Below are 14693 nucleotides of genomic sequence, written 5' to 3'. Positions count from 1 at the left end.
TAATCATTGTTTGATTCATCAAATTCCCAATCTCTATCTAATCTTTATCAAATTAATCGGAGCGTGTAATGCATCCAGTTTATCCTGCCGTGACCTTGAGTTTCCTCTTAGCCAGCGTTGAGGCAATTGCACAAGCATCAGGTACTACGAGCAAAATATCTGACAATACGTCTAAGAAATCCGCATCAAGCCCAGCAACTAAGTCTCAAACTAAGTCTCAGAGCAAGGCTCAAGGCAAGGAAGAATCCAAAGCCGACAAAAAAACAGAAGCTCAAACCGAGACCAAAGCAGAGCCAAAAGTAGAGGCTAAAGTTGACGCAAAGCCAGAAGCCAAGTCAGACGTGAAAGCATCAACACCCGCGACCCCGCGTCCGGTTGAAATCGCAGATATGGCTGCATGGAAAGGAATCAGTTCGGCCGTCATTTCGGCGAATGGGTCGTGGGCAGCATGGCGTTTGGCGGAAGCAGATGGCGATGCGAATCTTGTGGTCAAGAATTTGTCGGGCAAAGAGGAATACAGTTTTCCGGCGGGGCAAGGAGCTGGCACGATAGAGTTTTCGGACGATGGGCAGTGGATGGCATTTACTGCACACATGACGAAGAAGGAGCAGGACGCCGCCAAAAAGGCCAAGAAGCCAGTGCAAGCGAAAGTCACCTTGGTCGACTTGAAAACGGGTAAAGCCACTACCGTGGAAAAGGTTGCTAAGTTTGCTTTTGCGAATGAACGTGGTGGTTGGATTGCGTTGCATAAAGCTTCAGACACCTTCGCCGCTCCAGCCTCAGCACCAGCCGCTCCCGCTGCACCTGGTGCCGCTGCAACACCTGCACGCGCGAAAGGCGCAGATTTATTACTCAAAAATTTGAAGACAGGCAGCTCACTTAACATCGGCAATGTATCTGAATTTGAATTTGATCATCAAGGTCGCTATCTGGCTTACATTGTCGATGCTAACGACAAAGCAGGGAATGGTGTGGTGGTTCAAACCTTGGATACTGGTGCCAGCCAAGTGCTAGACGATGGCGACGCAAATTATCAAAAATTGCTCTGGAATGACAAAGGTAGTGGACTGACGGTTCTTAAAGGGATAGAAGACAAAGCGTATGAAGACAAATTGTGGAATGCGCTAGGTTTTCGTTTGGAGAGCAATCATCAATTTGCCAAAACGCTCATCGACCCAGCAAAGTTGAAAGACTTTCCGCAAGATATGACGATTTCCGCCGATGCTCAACCGCGTTGGAGTCAGGATTTTGCTTGGATTTCTTTTGGTATAAAAGAGACTAAGAAGAAGCCAAAGGATGACAAAAAAGAAGCCGCCCCCGAAGCGGATGAAAAAGTCAATTTGGTGTTATGGCATTACCAAGATAAGCGTCTGCCGACGCAACAAAAAGTACAACAAGAAGCAGACAAGAAGCGTTCTGCCGCAGCGGTTTATCGTATCGCCGAACAAAAGTTCATACGTGTTGGTGACGATAAGCTCACCGCAGTGAATTTCCCCCTGACTGGAGATTGGGCTTTGGCCCAAGATGACAGCGAATACCAACGCCAATCGAGTATGGATGGACGTCGCTTTAGTGACGTGTATGCGGTGAGTCTCAAGACCGGTGAACGCCGCTTGTTAAATAAGCAGGCAAGTTGGACTTTTGGCTTGGCCAATGACGGTCGCTATTCTTTGTATTACGACGATGGTCATTTCATTAGCATAGAAATGGCAACCGGCAAGCGCCATAATTTGACCGCTAATTTGAATACCAGCTTTATCAACGTTGAGGATGATCACAATATTGTTAAACCGCCTGTCGTTCCATTTGGTTGGAGCACAGACAGTCGTTTTGTGTTGTTAAGCGATGGTTGGGATGTATGGAAGATGGCGGTGGATGGTAGCAAAGCCGTGCAGGTAACTAATGATGGTAAGCGCGATCAAGTGCGCTATCAACGCAGAATTACCCTGGATCCGAATGAAAAAGGGATAGATCTGAGTAAGCCGCAGTATTTTAGCGCGTATGGAGAGTGGACTAAGAAAGCAGGCTTCTTGCGTTTAGACGCGAATGGCAATGCTAAGCGTCTGGCTTACGACGATGTTTCGTATCGCCGCTTATTGAAAGCGGAAAAGGCGGATGTATATTTGCTGTCGAAAGAGACTGCCATTGCTGCGCCCGATTTGTACGTGGCCGGTGAGCAATTATCCGATATGCGTAAACTCACCGATCTGAGTTCGCAAGAAAAAAATTACACCATGGGCGGTGGTGCAATGTTGGTGAACTATGTCGGTACTGATGGCAAGAAGTTGCAGGGCGCTTTGTTTTTGCCTGCAAATTATCAGGCAGGAAAGTCGTACCCAACAGTCGTGTATATCTATGAAAAGCTCAGTCAGGGTTTGAATTCCTATGCCCAGCCTGCGGTAGGTGGCGGTGGTTTTAATCGTGCCTATTACACTAGTCACGGCTACGCGGTGTTTAATCCCGATATCACTTATCGCCTAAATGATCCAGGCGTGAGTGCCAAAGAAAGTGTATTGCCGGCGTTGCAGGCTGCGATTGCGACTGGTGTAGTTGACGCGAAGCGTGTTGGTTTGCAAGGTCACAGTTGGGGTGGTTATCAAACCGCATTCTTGATCACGCAAACGGATGTATTTAAAGCAGCATCAGCAGGCGCTGCCTTAACCAATATGATCAGTATGTACAGTTTGGTTTATAAAAATTCAGGCAGTACAAATCAGGCGATCTTTGAGAGTAGTCAAGGGCGATTCTTAGGGGCCTACAATGATCATTGGGAAGCTTACGTTCGAAATAGTCCGGTATTCTTTGCAAAGGACGTCAAGACGCCTTTGTTAATGCTACAGAACGACGTCGATGGCGCAGTGGATTACACGCAAGGCGTTGAGTATTTCAATACCCTACGTCGTGCTGGTAAAGATGTCATCATGCTTGAGTACCCAGGTGAAAATCATGGTTTAGTGAAAAAGCCAAATCAAAAAGATTACATGCAACGCATGAAGGAATTCTTTGACTTCCACTTAAAAGACAAAGCTGCACCAGAGTGGTTAACTAAAGGCGTCGCATGGTTGAAAATGGAAGAGCATTTGAAGGGGCGTGCTGGTTTAGTTACTTTGCCAGAAGTGAAGTCTGAAACTAAAGCGGATGATAAAAAAGCTAGCGATACAAAAGTATCAGATACAAAAGCTTCAGATACAAAAGCACAGTAAACCATTTAAGCACTGAAAAAAAGACCATAGCACGATGCAGTGCTATGGTCTTTTTTTGTCCGGGTATCGCAAGGATAATGAAGTTCAGGGTGCATTCAGATGTTTGTTGGGGGCACTCTTAGGAATGACAAATCTAAGGCGAGTACCACTGCCGATTTCGCTATCTAGTACCACACTTCCACCCAGCACCTCTGTGACTAAGTTATACACAATATGTAATCCTAGACCAGAACCGCCTTGACCTAACTTCGTAGTGAAAAATGGATCGAACACCTGATTGATATGGTGCTGTGGAATGCCTCTCCCATCGTCCATAAAAATAAGCTCAATATGCGTGTCATTTAGATTTCGGCCAATGAGTTGCATTTGTCCAGACTCACGTCCTTCAAAGCCATGGCCTAAGGCGTTAATGATGACATTATTGAGAATCTGTGCCAAAGCACCGGGGTAGCTCTCCATTGAGATACCAGCTTGCAAGTCGACATTCAATTGAAACGCTAAGCGTTTGTAAGCAGGTTCTAATGTGAGTAATATTTCTTCTAATGTGTCTTTAAGATCAAAGACGCGCCGCTGGTCGCTCGATTGATCTGCGGCGACTTGTTTGAAGCTAAGAATTAATTGCGCTGCACGCTGCAAATTGCGTAATAAAATATCCGCCCCTTTTTTTGTGTCATCAATTAATTGCAGCAAACGGGTCTTACGTACTTGGCCTGCATTAATTTCTTCGACCAGGGTGTGTGCATGATCATGGATGGTACTTGCGACCATCAAACTATTACCGATTGGGGTATTCAATTCATGTGAAATACCCGCTACCAGATAACCAAGCGCGGCCATTTTTTCTGATCGGAACATTTCTTCTTGCATGACTTTCATTGCGCTTAATGCTTGTTCTAGTTCACGATTGGCCTCGGCCAAGCTGCGCGTGCGTGCGATTACCTTCTCTTCCAGCTGTGTATTTAAGCTCCGAATTTCTGATTCAACCTCACGCAGGCGAGAAATATCTAGCGGAGAAAATATCAGCAATTGTTCGGTGTTGGAAAGAAAATATTTAGAAGAAATCTGGCAGATACTTTGATGCGCTTGACTATCTTGTAAGACCACTTCCAATTGTTTGACAACGCCAGATTCTTGCAATAATTTATTGTGATTCTTCGCGTCGTCACGATTTACCCATATCTGTAATTCGTCTAGGGATTTGTGTAGAACTTGTTCTCTTGTATAGCCCCATTGTTGAAGTAAGTAATTGTTGATTGCCAGTATTTTTTGTTCGTGAAAACTGAGTAAGGCCAATGGTAAAGGGGAGTTTTCAAACAAGTGTGTAAATTTGCTTTCGCTGGATTTGAGATGCGCTTCAGATGCGACCAAGGACTGTTCGGATTGGTGCAGTCGTCGAAATTGGCGCCACAGAAATAGAGACAATAGAATGACTAGTAGAATAATCACACTCGAAAACAAAATGCGATTTTCGCTACGTTTGCGCCACGGACTCAAGATGGTATCTGTTTCCCGGGCGAAGACTGAAATGACTGGATAGTCTTTGAATTTTCTAAAAGTGTATAAACTAGGGCGAACCTCTTTGTCGCCGAGAAAATGATTCTCCTCAAACATTCCTTCCGTCGCAGATTGTCTAAGCGTTAACATGGTGGACGATTGCGAAAAGTCTTGCCCGACCTGATCGAGACTAAACGGAAAACGGACAATAATCACGCCCGCATCCGTAAATAGTGAAACCATCGCTTTGCTGTCTTGCGCAACCCGCTGATACACATTGCTAAAATAGGCCACACTGATATCGGTACTGATAATACCCAGATAACGGCCATCTTCTTGGTAGACATTTCGCGCCACAGGCACAACAAATTCAGCGTCATAAAAGCGCTGAAAAGGGCGCCCAAGTATGACTTTTCTCTCACCTCTATGTTGCAGCAAGTAGGGGATGTAAACCCTGTCGTCAGCGTCTGTCTGATAGGCAGGATAATCAATAGAGCTGACCCAAGCTTGTCCTTCAGGATTCACAAACTGCAATGCCTTCAAAACACGATTAAATGGCTGTGCTTTGGTGAGCACCTGGCGAATTAAATTGTCATTGATAGGCTGCTTTTTGCCTTCGTTGAGTATGGCATTGACGACAGTGTCCAGATTGCGTTCTGCATCACGTAAAGTCTGTGACGCATGTTCTTCTAATAGGCGAACCGCCACCAAACCATGTTGAAATTCGGAGTCTATGGTGAGCTTACGATCTTGCTCAATTGCCCACCACGATTGGGCAATGATGCCTGTGGTGATTAGTCCCGCAAAGAGGGTAAGAAGCGCCCCGACGGTGGTTAAGGAAAAGCTTGTGCGTTGTTTGAGCATCGTGGTGATAATAGACTATTGATAAATGCCCGTACCGATACATAAATCCATTCCCGGAACACGCTCTGCGTAACCTTGTTTAGGTTCCACTTCTTTGGTAATGGGGTTTGGCCAGCGGTATTTGGTCCATCCTTTCCCCTCTTTGCTGGAAAAACAAATTTTTACTAACGCTTCTATTAAATATACGCCATCAATGTCGCGCATTTCCAGCATAAATTTACCGCGTATTTTTGGGTTTTTGCCGTGAACGGCTTGATAGCCTTTGGAATCCAAGGTGAACAGATATAAATCTCCATACGGATTGATCGTACTTTTGCTATTGAAGGGGCTATCAAGTCGGTTAAATTCAATAATGGCTTTTTCTACGCCATTTTGTTGCAAATAAGTTTGCGCTTTCTGCATCAGTGCGATGGCCATTTTTGCATCGCTACGCTCAATCGCGATGCTTGGAGTTGCGTGAATAGTGAATGCAATGGAGGCTAGAACCGCTAGTTGAGAATATCGCATTATTCGCTCCAGAAAATGGTTATCGTTACAGTTCATTGTAATGTAAAACTGTATGAGCAAAGAAAAAAGCCTCGAATTATTTCGAGGCTTTGATCTTTTTCTGCGATTCTATTTTTTAGATTTTTGAACTTGGTTTGCCCAATTGATCATTTCACTCTCTAGTATGGATAATGGCACCGATCCCAAGCTTAATAACTTATCGTGAAATGCTTTCAAGTTAAATTGATCGCCAAGAATTTTTGTGGTTTTTTGACGTACTTCACGTATTTTCAATTCCCCCAATTTGTAGGCGAGGGCTTGTCCCGGCCAAGAAATGTAACGATCGATTTCGGTCGTAATTTCATGTTCCGAAAGTGCCGTATTCTCACGCATAAATTGCAAGGCTTGATCGCGTGCCCATCCTTTCGCGTGCATGCCAGTGTCGACGACTAAACGAGATGCGCGCCACATTTCGTAGACTAAACGTCCAAAATGTTGATACGGCGTTTCATAAAATCCCATCTCCACGCCAAGATGCTCTGCATATAGCGCCCAGCCTTCACCAAATGCTGAGATATAAGCTGTGCGGCGGAACTCAGGTTGCTCCGCTTGTTCTCCAGCCAAGGCAATTTGCAGATGGTGACCAGGTACGGCTTCGTGCAAGGTGAGAGCGGGGAGTGCCCAGATCGGACGTTGATCTAGTAATGAAGTATTTACCCAATAGTTCGACGGGCGTTTCGGATCGCCGCTGCCAGCATAACGACCCGCTGTATAGGTCGGTGCAATATCTGCTGGCACGGCTTGTATTCCATAAGGCTTGCGTGGCAATTGACCAAAATAACGTATTAGCATTCCATCTGATTTCTTTGCCCAATAGGATGCCTCAGCCAATAATTCATGCGGTGTTTTTGCATAAAATTGTGGATCCGTCCGTAAGAAATGTAAGAACGCTTTAAAATCGCCATTGAACTTTAAGTCGCTGATAATTTTGTCCATATCACTGCGGATCCGGGCAACTTCTGCCAGCCCAATTGCGTGAATTTGATCCGGCGTATTTTCCAATGTTGTGTATTCAAAAATCTGCGCTTGATAAAACGCTTTACCATTGGGTAGGTCGTAAGCTGCGATAGATTTACGTGCTTTCGGCATGTATTCATTGCGAATGAAATTAAGCAAATTCTGATACGCAGGAATCACTTTCTCGGCGATTAAAATCTTGGCACGCTTTTGTAAATCAGCTTGTTGGCTTGGATTAATCGAGGGCGGCAATTGCGTGAAAGCCTTGTAGAAAACACTGTCGCCAACATCTGCCACAACATGCCTTTGTATGCTGGCGTCGCGACCACTTAAGACAACTTGGGGCATGGTCATGCCGCGCTCAATCCCTAACTTCATTAACGCTATCTTTTGTTCAAATGTATGCGGGATGCTCGCAAGTTGCTTTAAAAAGCGTTCGCAATTTTTGAGCGAAGTGCAGCGAGTCGATTCCGCAGCTCCAGCTGTTCCCGCCCAAAATTGACTGTCGGAATTAAACGTCAACAAATGCGCGTCTAGGCTAGTGGCGTTAATCCGATTCGTGATTTGATCTGAAAATATTTTGAAGTTAATGCGCGACTCACTGGACAGATCCGCGGGATCAATTTTCTTTAAATCTTCTGCTAGATTACGCCAGACTTTCAAGCGTCTTTGTTCGGCCGCATCGCTGAAATCAGCTTGGGTAATTTCGTCTTCATCATCGGCAGCTCGTCGACCAGGGAATTCCTTATTTCTGAAGGCAGCTTCTTTTTGGTAAATCGTCTTAAACGCAGCTTCTGCTTTGCCTTGTTGCTCAGGTGTCGCCACGCCACTTATTTTGATGGTTTGTTCTGCTGCCTGGGCAATTAGCAGAGGGCTAATACTAGCCAAAGCGAAAGCAGCACTGACCGCCGTGAGGGCACCATAATATTTTGTGTTTTTCTTCATGGAATGAATGTGCTTAGTGCGCGAGTACGGCATGCTGCCTCCTGGGAAAATAGCGAAAATTAATTGAGGGAAATAAATATACTACGGATATACCATCCAAAGTCCTTGTTATCCGATTGCATGCGCTTCAATAAGTTCAGTGTTGTTGAAAAACGGCACTATCCTTAAGTAATGGGGATTAATGCTGAGTTAGCACGTAAATAAGTGATAAAAATAGATAAACTTTAGACGGCAAGTGGGTGGCTTGATACACTCAAGATTCAATAATAATGAAGAAAGAACACGCAGTATGACAACCTTAGCCTCTTATACCGCCGATTTTTGGTCGAGTGCTGAATTAGGCGCCAATACGATTATTTTCTTAAACCTGACCGGCGCGATGTTGTTAGGCTTCGTGGTCGGATATGAGCGCTCCTACCATGGAAGAGCGGCGGGAATGCGCACTTACGGCCTGGTGTGTATGGCGTCCGCGGCTTTGGTTGTGATTGCTGGTTACCCGGACTTTTGGTTTGGTGGGCGTGCCTTGACGCCAGTTGCGCTAGATCCATCACGAACGATACAAGGTGTGGTGACGGGCATAGGTTTTTTGGGTGCTGGCGTCATTATGAAAGAGGGCTTTAGTATTAGTGGCCTGACGACGGCGGCCTCATTATGGGCGTCGTCAGCGATAGGGATTTTGGTGGGTGTGGGGTTTTACGCTGCAGCTATCCTACTTGCCTTCCTCTCTGCTGCGTGCATGATCTGGGTGTTTAAATTGGAGGCATGGCTGCCGGCGCGTCAGGCGATCTCGATTGTCATGCAATTTCGGGAGGGCTTTGTGGCAAGTGAATCGGCTATTCGTCAACTGGCGATCGCACGTGGCTATGAAGTGGCTGGAGGAACCATCATTATTTCTTCCAAGGAAGGAAAGACGGAATGGCGCTTCGTTGCTGTTGCCTTAAATCGCAAGCAAGCAACCTCGATCAGCTCACTTTCTGAAGAAATGAATAAGTTTGAAGGATTAATTTCATATCAGCTAGCGCATGCCAGAAATTAACTAAGTATTTGAATTATAAATATAATTTTGATAGCACTCGCCCTCGTTCAAAAAGACCAAAACAAAAAAATAGATTTCAGCGCTAAAAAGCTATTGACAGCTAAATCAAACATCTCCATAATTCGGGGTTCCCTGGGAGGGGTGGCCGAGTGGTTAAAGGCGACAGACTGTAAATCTGTTCTCTCTGAGTACGCTGGTTCGAATCCAGCCCCCTCCACCAGGCAGAATTTTGTGGCTGAAGTTTTTTCGAATCAGTTTCGTATGCGGGTGTAGCTCAATGGTAGAGCCGAAGCCTTCCAAGCTTAAGACGAGGGTTCGATTCCCTTCACCCGCTCCAAGTTTAAAGTTTTGTCTCTGCATGTGTGTTGTGCAAAGAGCTGCCCTTGTAGCTCAGTGGTAGAGCACTCCCTTGGTAAGGGAGAGGCCACGTGTTCAATCCACGTCAAGGGCACCAGAGTAGTTTTAAATCATCGTCTTCGCATTGTTATTATCAGGCGTGTGCCTGATAGATTAAGAAGATCTCTCACAATCGTTAGGAGTCTAAAATGGCAAAAGGTAAGTTCGAACGCACCAAGCCGCACGTTAACGTCGGTACAATTGGTCACGTGGATCACGGTAAAACGACATTGACAGCAGCGATTGCGACAGTATTGTCTAAGAAATTTGGCGGCGAAGCTAAAGCATACGATCAAATCGATGCAGCTCCAGAAGAAAAAGCGCGCGGTATTACAATTAATACAGCCCACGTAGAATACGAAACAGCAGGTCGTCACTATGCTCACGTTGACTGCCCAGGCCATGCTGATTATGTTAAAAACATGATTACTGGTGCTGCTCAGATGGACGGCGCGATCTTGGTTTGCTCCGCAGCTGACGGTCCTATGCCACAAACACGTGAACACATCTTGTTGGCACGTCAAGTTGGTGTTCCATACATCATCGTTTTCTTGAACAAATGCGACATGGTTGATGACGCTGAGTTGTTGGAATTGGTTGAAATGGAAGTTCGTGAGTTATTGTCTAAATACGAATTCCCAGGCGACGATTTGCCTATCATCCAAGGTTCTGCAAAATTGGCGCTCGAAGGCGACAAGGGTCCATTGGGCGAAGAAGCGATCATGAAATTGGCTGACGCTTTGGATTCTTACATCCCAACACCAGAACGTGCTGTTGACGGCGCATTCTTGTTGCCAGTGGAAGACGTGTTCTCCATCTCTGGTCGCGGTACAGTGGTCACTGGCCGTATCGAACGTGGTATCGTTAAAGTCGGCGAAGAGATCGAAATCGTTGGTATTAAGGATACAGTTAAAACAACATGTACTGGTGTTGAAATGTTCCGCAAATTGCTGGATCAAGGTCAAGCTGGTGATAACGTTGGTGTATTGTTGCGCGGTACTAAGCGTGAGGATATTCAACGTGGTCAAGTATTGTCTAAACCAGGTTCTATCAAGCCACATAGTCACTTCACAGGTGAGATCTACGTTTTGTCTAAAGATGAAGGTGGTCGTCATACGCCATTCTTTAACAACTATCGTCCACAGTTCTACTTCCGTACAACGGACGTAACTGGTTCAATCGAGTTGCCGAAAGACAAAGAAATGGTGATGCCAGGTGATAACGTTTCTATCACAGTAAAATTGATCAACCCGATCGCGATGGAAGAAGGTCTCCGTTTCGCGATTCGTGAAGGTGGTCGTACTGTTGGTGCGGGTGTTGTTGCTAAAATTATCGAGTAATTTGTTTTAAGTAGTAAAAATGAGTTGGGTAGTAGCTTGAAAAAGTTGCTATCCCTCATTTGTCAAAGCTGTAGGGGTGTAGCTCAACTGGCAGAGCGTCGGTCTCCAAAACCGAAGGTCGTAAGTTCGATCCTTACCGCCCCTGCCACCATCAAGGCCAAAAGGCATCGAAAGTAAAAATCAGCATGTCTAACCAAACCGTTCAAACTGTCAGTACCTCCAATGATAAATATAAAATCATTTTGGCGGTAATTGCTGCTGTTGCTGGTGTTGTTGCGTTTTATGTTCTCGCTGGTCAAGCGAAATATGTGCGTTTGGGTGCTTTATTTGGTGGCTTGGCATTAGCTCTGGTATTGGTCTTTATTTCTGAGACTGGTCGTGAGTTAGTGTCGTTTGCTAAAGAATCGATTCGTGAAGCTAAGAAAGTGGTCTGGCCTACTCGTAAAGAGGCGGGGCAAATGACTGCAGTGGTATTCGGATTTGTATTGATTATGTCAATCTTCTTGTTTACGACTGATAAAGTTCTTGAATATTTGATTATGAACGTAATTCTTGGGCTTAAATAATGAGCGAACAAACCTCAGATAAAAATGTGGATGGCGCGCCAGAGCAAGACTCTGGTGTTTCCATTCCTAAGAGTGCAAAGAAATGGTATGCCGTGCATGCCTATTCTGGTATGGAGAAGAGTGTTCAACGAGCATTGGTGGAGCGTATTGAGCGCGCTGAAATGCAAGATATGTTTGGACAGATTCTGGTTCCAACCGAAGAAGTGATTGAAGTTAAGAATGGTAAGAAAAGTGTCACTGAACGTCGTTTATTTCCGAGCTATGTGTTCGTTGAAATGGAAATGACTGATGATACTTGGCATTTGGTAAAAAATACGAGCAAGGTTACTGGTTTTATTGGTGGTAAATCAAATAAGCCTGCACCAATTCCTCGTCACGAAATTGAGAAGGTTCTGCAGCAAGTGCAGGATGGTGTTGAGAAACCAAGACCAAAAGTATTGTACGAAGTTGGTGAAGTTGTGCGGATTAAAGAAGGTCCATTTACAGATTTCAACGGCAATGTCGAAGAGGTCAATTACGCTAAGTCAAAAGTGCGTGTGAATGTGACGATTTTCGGTCGCGCAACACCAGTTGATTTGGAATTTGCCCAAGTCGAAAAAGTATAAAAGTAATGTAGTAAGCGGGGCTGGCACCGTGCAGAAATGCGAAGCTAGTGAAAAAAGCGAGGAGCCTGTTGGTTGGTCATCTGATCAAAAGGCGCTACCACTCAACCATAGAAGGAGCCATCATGGCAAAGAAAATTATTGGTTTTATCAAGCTGCAAGTTCCAGCTGGTAAAGCAAATCCATCCCCACCAATCGGTCCTGCATTGGGTCAACGTGGTTTGAATATCATGGAATTCTGCAAGGCATTTAATGCGCAGACTCAAGGTATGGAACCAGGTATGCCAATTCCAGTTGTGATCACCGCATTTGCTGATAAATCTTTCACATTCGTGATGAAGACGCCTCCAGCAACTTACATGATCAAAAAAGCAGCTGGCATTACTAAAGGCTCTGCTAAGCCGCATACTGACAAAGTTGGCAAAATCACTCGTGCGCAAGCAGAGGAAATCGCAACAGTTAAACAAAAAGATTTGACTGCAGCTGATATGGAAGCAGCCGTGCGTACAATCGCAGGTTCTGCTCGTTCCATGGGCATCACGGTGGAGGGTCTGTAATGGCTAAGTTATCTAAAAAAGCAAAATTGCTGAAAACTAAAGTAGATCGTTTGAAAGTTTACCCATTCGATAACGCTATCGCGTTGATCAAAGAATGCGCAACTGCAAAATTCAACGAATCTATCGACGTTTCTGTTCAACTCGGTGTTGACCCTAAGAAATCTGACCAAGTAGTCCGTGGTGCGGTTGTATTGCCAGCGGGTACAGGTAAAACAGTACGCGTAGCGGTATTCGCACAAGGCGCTAAAGCTGAAGAAGCTAAAGCAGCTGGTGCAGATATCGTTGGTATGGAAGATTTGGCTGAACGTATCAAATCTGGCGATATGCCATTTGATATCGTGATCGCATCTCCAGACACAATGCGTATCGTTGGTACTTTGGGTCAAGTTTTGGGTCCACGTGGTTTGATGCCAAATCCGAAAGTTGGTACTGTAACTCCTGACGTCGCAACAGCAGTTAAAAATGCTAAAGCGGGTCAAGTTCAATACCGTACTGACAAGGCAGGTATTATCCACACAACAATTGGTCGTAAATCTTTCGCTGATGGCGATTTGAAATCGAACTTGTTGGCCTTGATCGAAGCATTGAACAAAGCTAAGCCAGCAACAAGCAAAGGTGTTTATCTGCGTAAAATCTCCATCTCATCCACTATGGGTGCAGGTGTGCGCGTAGATCACATCAATTTGTCTGCTTAATTAAGAATCAAGTCCATTCATCTTTCGTTTAGGTGAATGGCGCATCTTTGGGCTGTTTGCTATTGCTTAGGTAGTAACAAACAGAGTGTCAAAGACCGTTGGGCTTTTTAAATTCGTTTAGAAAGTTAATTGTTGAGAAGTGATTCTTGATGCCCAACGCAGATGGTGTACCCGAGCAAGTTTTGTAGTGACTACTGGTAATCCAGTGAAACTCCTAACTTCGGACGCCGTGTTCGAAACGATATGAGGGACGTGCATCATTCCGGTGTGCAGACTGAATATCATTAATGGAGGTTGACCGTGAGTCTCAATCTGAATGACAAAAAGGCTGTTGTCGCTGAAGTCTCTGCAAAAGTAGCAACTGCACAGACTATCGTCGTAGCCGAATACCGTGGCATACAGGTCGGTCATTTGACGCAATTGCGTGCTAGCGCACGTGCTCAAGGCGTATACATGCGCGTGTTGAAAAACACACTCGCTCGTCGCGCTGTTGAGGGAACTGCATTTGCAAGCCTCGCTGACGAAATGACAGGTCCGTTGATCTATGCGATCTCGGAAGATGCTGTTGCTGCTGCTAAAGTCGTTAATGACTTTGCAAAAAGCAATGACAAGTTAGTCGTCAAGGCTGGTAACTACGCTGGTAAATCCTTGGATAAAGCTGGTGTTGTTGCGTTGGCAAGCATTCCTGCTCGTGAAGTATTGTTGGCGCAAGTGTTGGGTATGATGCAGGCTCCTGTATCAGCATTCGCACGTGCTTTGGCAGCACTCGCAGCAAAACAAGAATCTGGTTCACCAGCAGCGCCGGCAGCAGAAGTTGCCGAAGCAGCAGCTGAATAAGATTTTTCGTCAAATACCGAATCATAGTAATTTATAAATTGGAGTTTCAAATGGCAATTAGCAAAGACGATATCCTGGAAGCCGTAGGCGCGATGTCCGTAATGGACTTGAACGACTTGGTCAAAGCATTCGAAGAAAAATTTGGCGTTTCCGCTGCTGCAATGTCAGCTGGTCCAGCTGCTGGTGCTGCTGCTGCCGCTGTTGAAGAGCAAACAGAATTCAACGTAATTCTGGCTGAAGTTGGCGCGAACAAAGTTGGCGTAATTAAAGCAGTTCGTGAAATCACTGGTTTGGGCTTGAAAGAAGCTAAAGACTTAGTTGATGGCGCACCAAAAGCAGTTAAAGAAGCTGTTTCTAAAGCAGATGCTGACGCTGCTAAGAAGAAATTGGAAGAAGCTGGCGCGAAAGTTGACGTTAAGTAATTCCGTGCTATACTGGCGGACTTTCGAGTTTGCCTGAGTCAAAGAAAGGAATCTTCTTGCAAGAGAAGGTTCCTCTTTGGCTTCTCTGTCGTTCTCACGGCAGAATTATTTGTAAGTTGTTTGAAATTTCCTAAGCCGAATCTCATAAGGTGAGGGCTGAGACTTGAGGTTTCTTGATGGTTTTTCTTGTAGTGTCATTTACCTGGAAAAAAGTTTTGAAATCTGAATTCTCC

General features: G+C 45.2%; 12 protein-coding genes and 4 tRNA genes. 13 read left to right on the top strand and 3 right to left on the bottom strand.

Going from position 1 to position 14693, the window contains the following annotated elements; genetic code table 11:
• Window positions 1-68: 68 nt before the first annotated feature.
• Entirely contained in the window at window positions 69-3203 is a 3135-nt protein-coding gene (locus H8K55_RS06535; protein ID WP_186941275.1) for a prolyl oligopeptidase family serine peptidase, read from the top strand.
• A gap of 84 nt (window positions 3204-3287) precedes the next feature.
• On the opposite strand, the gene H8K55_RS06530 is transcribed toward H8K55_RS06535, so the two are convergent.
• The 3 genes from H8K55_RS06530 to H8K55_RS06520 all read right to left on the bottom strand — a co-directional run bounded on the left by H8K55_RS06530 (window position 3288) and on the right by H8K55_RS06520 (window position 8009).
• Window positions 3288-5561: an ATP-binding protein gene (locus H8K55_RS06530; RefSeq protein WP_186941274.1), complete on the bottom strand. Its 2274-nt coding sequence runs from the start codon at window positions 5559-5561 to the stop codon at window positions 3288-3290.
• A gap of 15 nt (window positions 5562-5576) precedes the next feature.
• Window positions 5577-6068 carry a cache domain-containing protein gene (locus H8K55_RS06525; protein ID WP_186941273.1) on the bottom strand — a complete coding sequence of 164 codons (492 nt, stop codon included), beginning with the start codon at window positions 6066-6068 and terminating at the stop codon, window positions 5577-5579.
• A gap of 108 nt (window positions 6069-6176) precedes the next feature.
• Window positions 6177-8009 carry a DUF885 domain-containing protein gene (locus tag H8K55_RS06520; protein WP_186941272.1) on the bottom strand — a complete coding sequence of 611 codons (1833 nt, stop codon included), beginning with the start codon at window positions 8007-8009 and terminating at the stop codon, window positions 6177-6179.
• Window positions 8010-8298: 289 nt separating this feature from the next.
• On the opposite strand from H8K55_RS06520, the gene H8K55_RS06515 reads away from it, so the two are divergent.
• From H8K55_RS06515 to rplL, 12 genes are all read left to right on the top strand, one after another.
• Entirely contained in the window at window positions 8299-9045 is a 747-nt protein-coding gene (locus tag H8K55_RS06515; protein WP_186941271.1) for an MgtC/SapB family protein, read from the top strand.
• Window positions 9046-9180: 135 nt separating this feature from the next.
• Window positions 9181-9265: transfer RNA gene (locus H8K55_RS06510), tRNA-Tyr, on the top strand.
• 43 nt (window positions 9266-9308) lie between these two features.
• Window positions 9309-9382, top strand: a tRNA-Gly gene (locus H8K55_RS06505).
• 42 nt (window positions 9383-9424) lie between these two features.
• Window positions 9425-9499: transfer RNA gene (locus tag H8K55_RS06500), tRNA-Thr, on the top strand.
• Window positions 9500-9590: 91 nt separating this feature from the next.
• On the top strand, window positions 9591-10781 hold the full coding sequence (tuf, locus tag H8K55_RS06495) for an elongation factor Tu (protein WP_186941270.1): 1191 nt from the start codon (window positions 9591-9593) through the stop codon (window positions 10779-10781).
• Window positions 10782-10853: 72 nt separating this feature from the next.
• Window positions 10854-10929: transfer RNA gene (locus H8K55_RS06490), tRNA-Trp, on the top strand.
• A gap of 37 nt (window positions 10930-10966) precedes the next feature.
• Window positions 10967-11347, top strand: a complete 381-nt coding sequence (gene secE / locus H8K55_RS06485) for a preprotein translocase subunit SecE (RefSeq protein ID WP_186941269.1) — start codon at window positions 10967-10969, stop codon at window positions 11345-11347.
• Window positions 11347-11952, top strand: coding sequence for a transcription termination/antitermination protein NusG (nusG, locus tag H8K55_RS06480; RefSeq protein WP_186941268.1), 606 nt, complete (start codon window positions 11347-11349; stop codon window positions 11950-11952). The genes secE and nusG overlap by 1 nt, the downstream gene beginning before the upstream one ends.
• Before the next feature lie 122 nt (window positions 11953-12074).
• On the top strand, window positions 12075-12506 hold the full coding sequence (gene rplK / locus H8K55_RS06475; protein ID WP_186891709.1) for a 50S ribosomal protein L11: 432 nt from the start codon (window positions 12075-12077) through the stop codon (window positions 12504-12506).
• A complete protein-coding gene (rplA, locus tag H8K55_RS06470) occupies window positions 12506-13201 on the top strand; it encodes a 50S ribosomal protein L1 (protein WP_186941267.1) in 696 nt (231 codons plus the stop codon). The genes rplK and rplA overlap by 1 nt, the downstream gene beginning before the upstream one ends.
• Window positions 13202-13501: 300 nt before the next feature.
• Window positions 13502-14038 carry a 50S ribosomal protein L10 gene (gene rplJ, locus H8K55_RS06465; protein ID WP_186941266.1) on the top strand — a complete coding sequence of 179 codons (537 nt, stop codon included), beginning with the start codon at window positions 13502-13504 and terminating at the stop codon, window positions 14036-14038.
• Between the two features lie 50 nt (window positions 14039-14088).
• Window positions 14089-14460 (top strand): 50S ribosomal protein L7/L12, encoded by a 372-nt coding sequence (gene rplL / locus H8K55_RS06460; protein WP_186891712.1) that lies wholly within the window; start codon window positions 14089-14091, stop codon window positions 14458-14460.
• Window positions 14461-14693: the final 233 nt, after the last annotated feature.

It is taken from the genome of Affinundibacterium flavidum (assembly GCF_014284175.1).
Classification (GTDB): Bacteria; Pseudomonadota; Gammaproteobacteria; order Burkholderiales; family Burkholderiaceae_D; genus Undibacterium; species Undibacterium flavidum.
The sequence above is the reverse complement of the archived record's forward strand: the minus strand, read 5'-3'. Positions and strand labels throughout refer to the sequence as shown.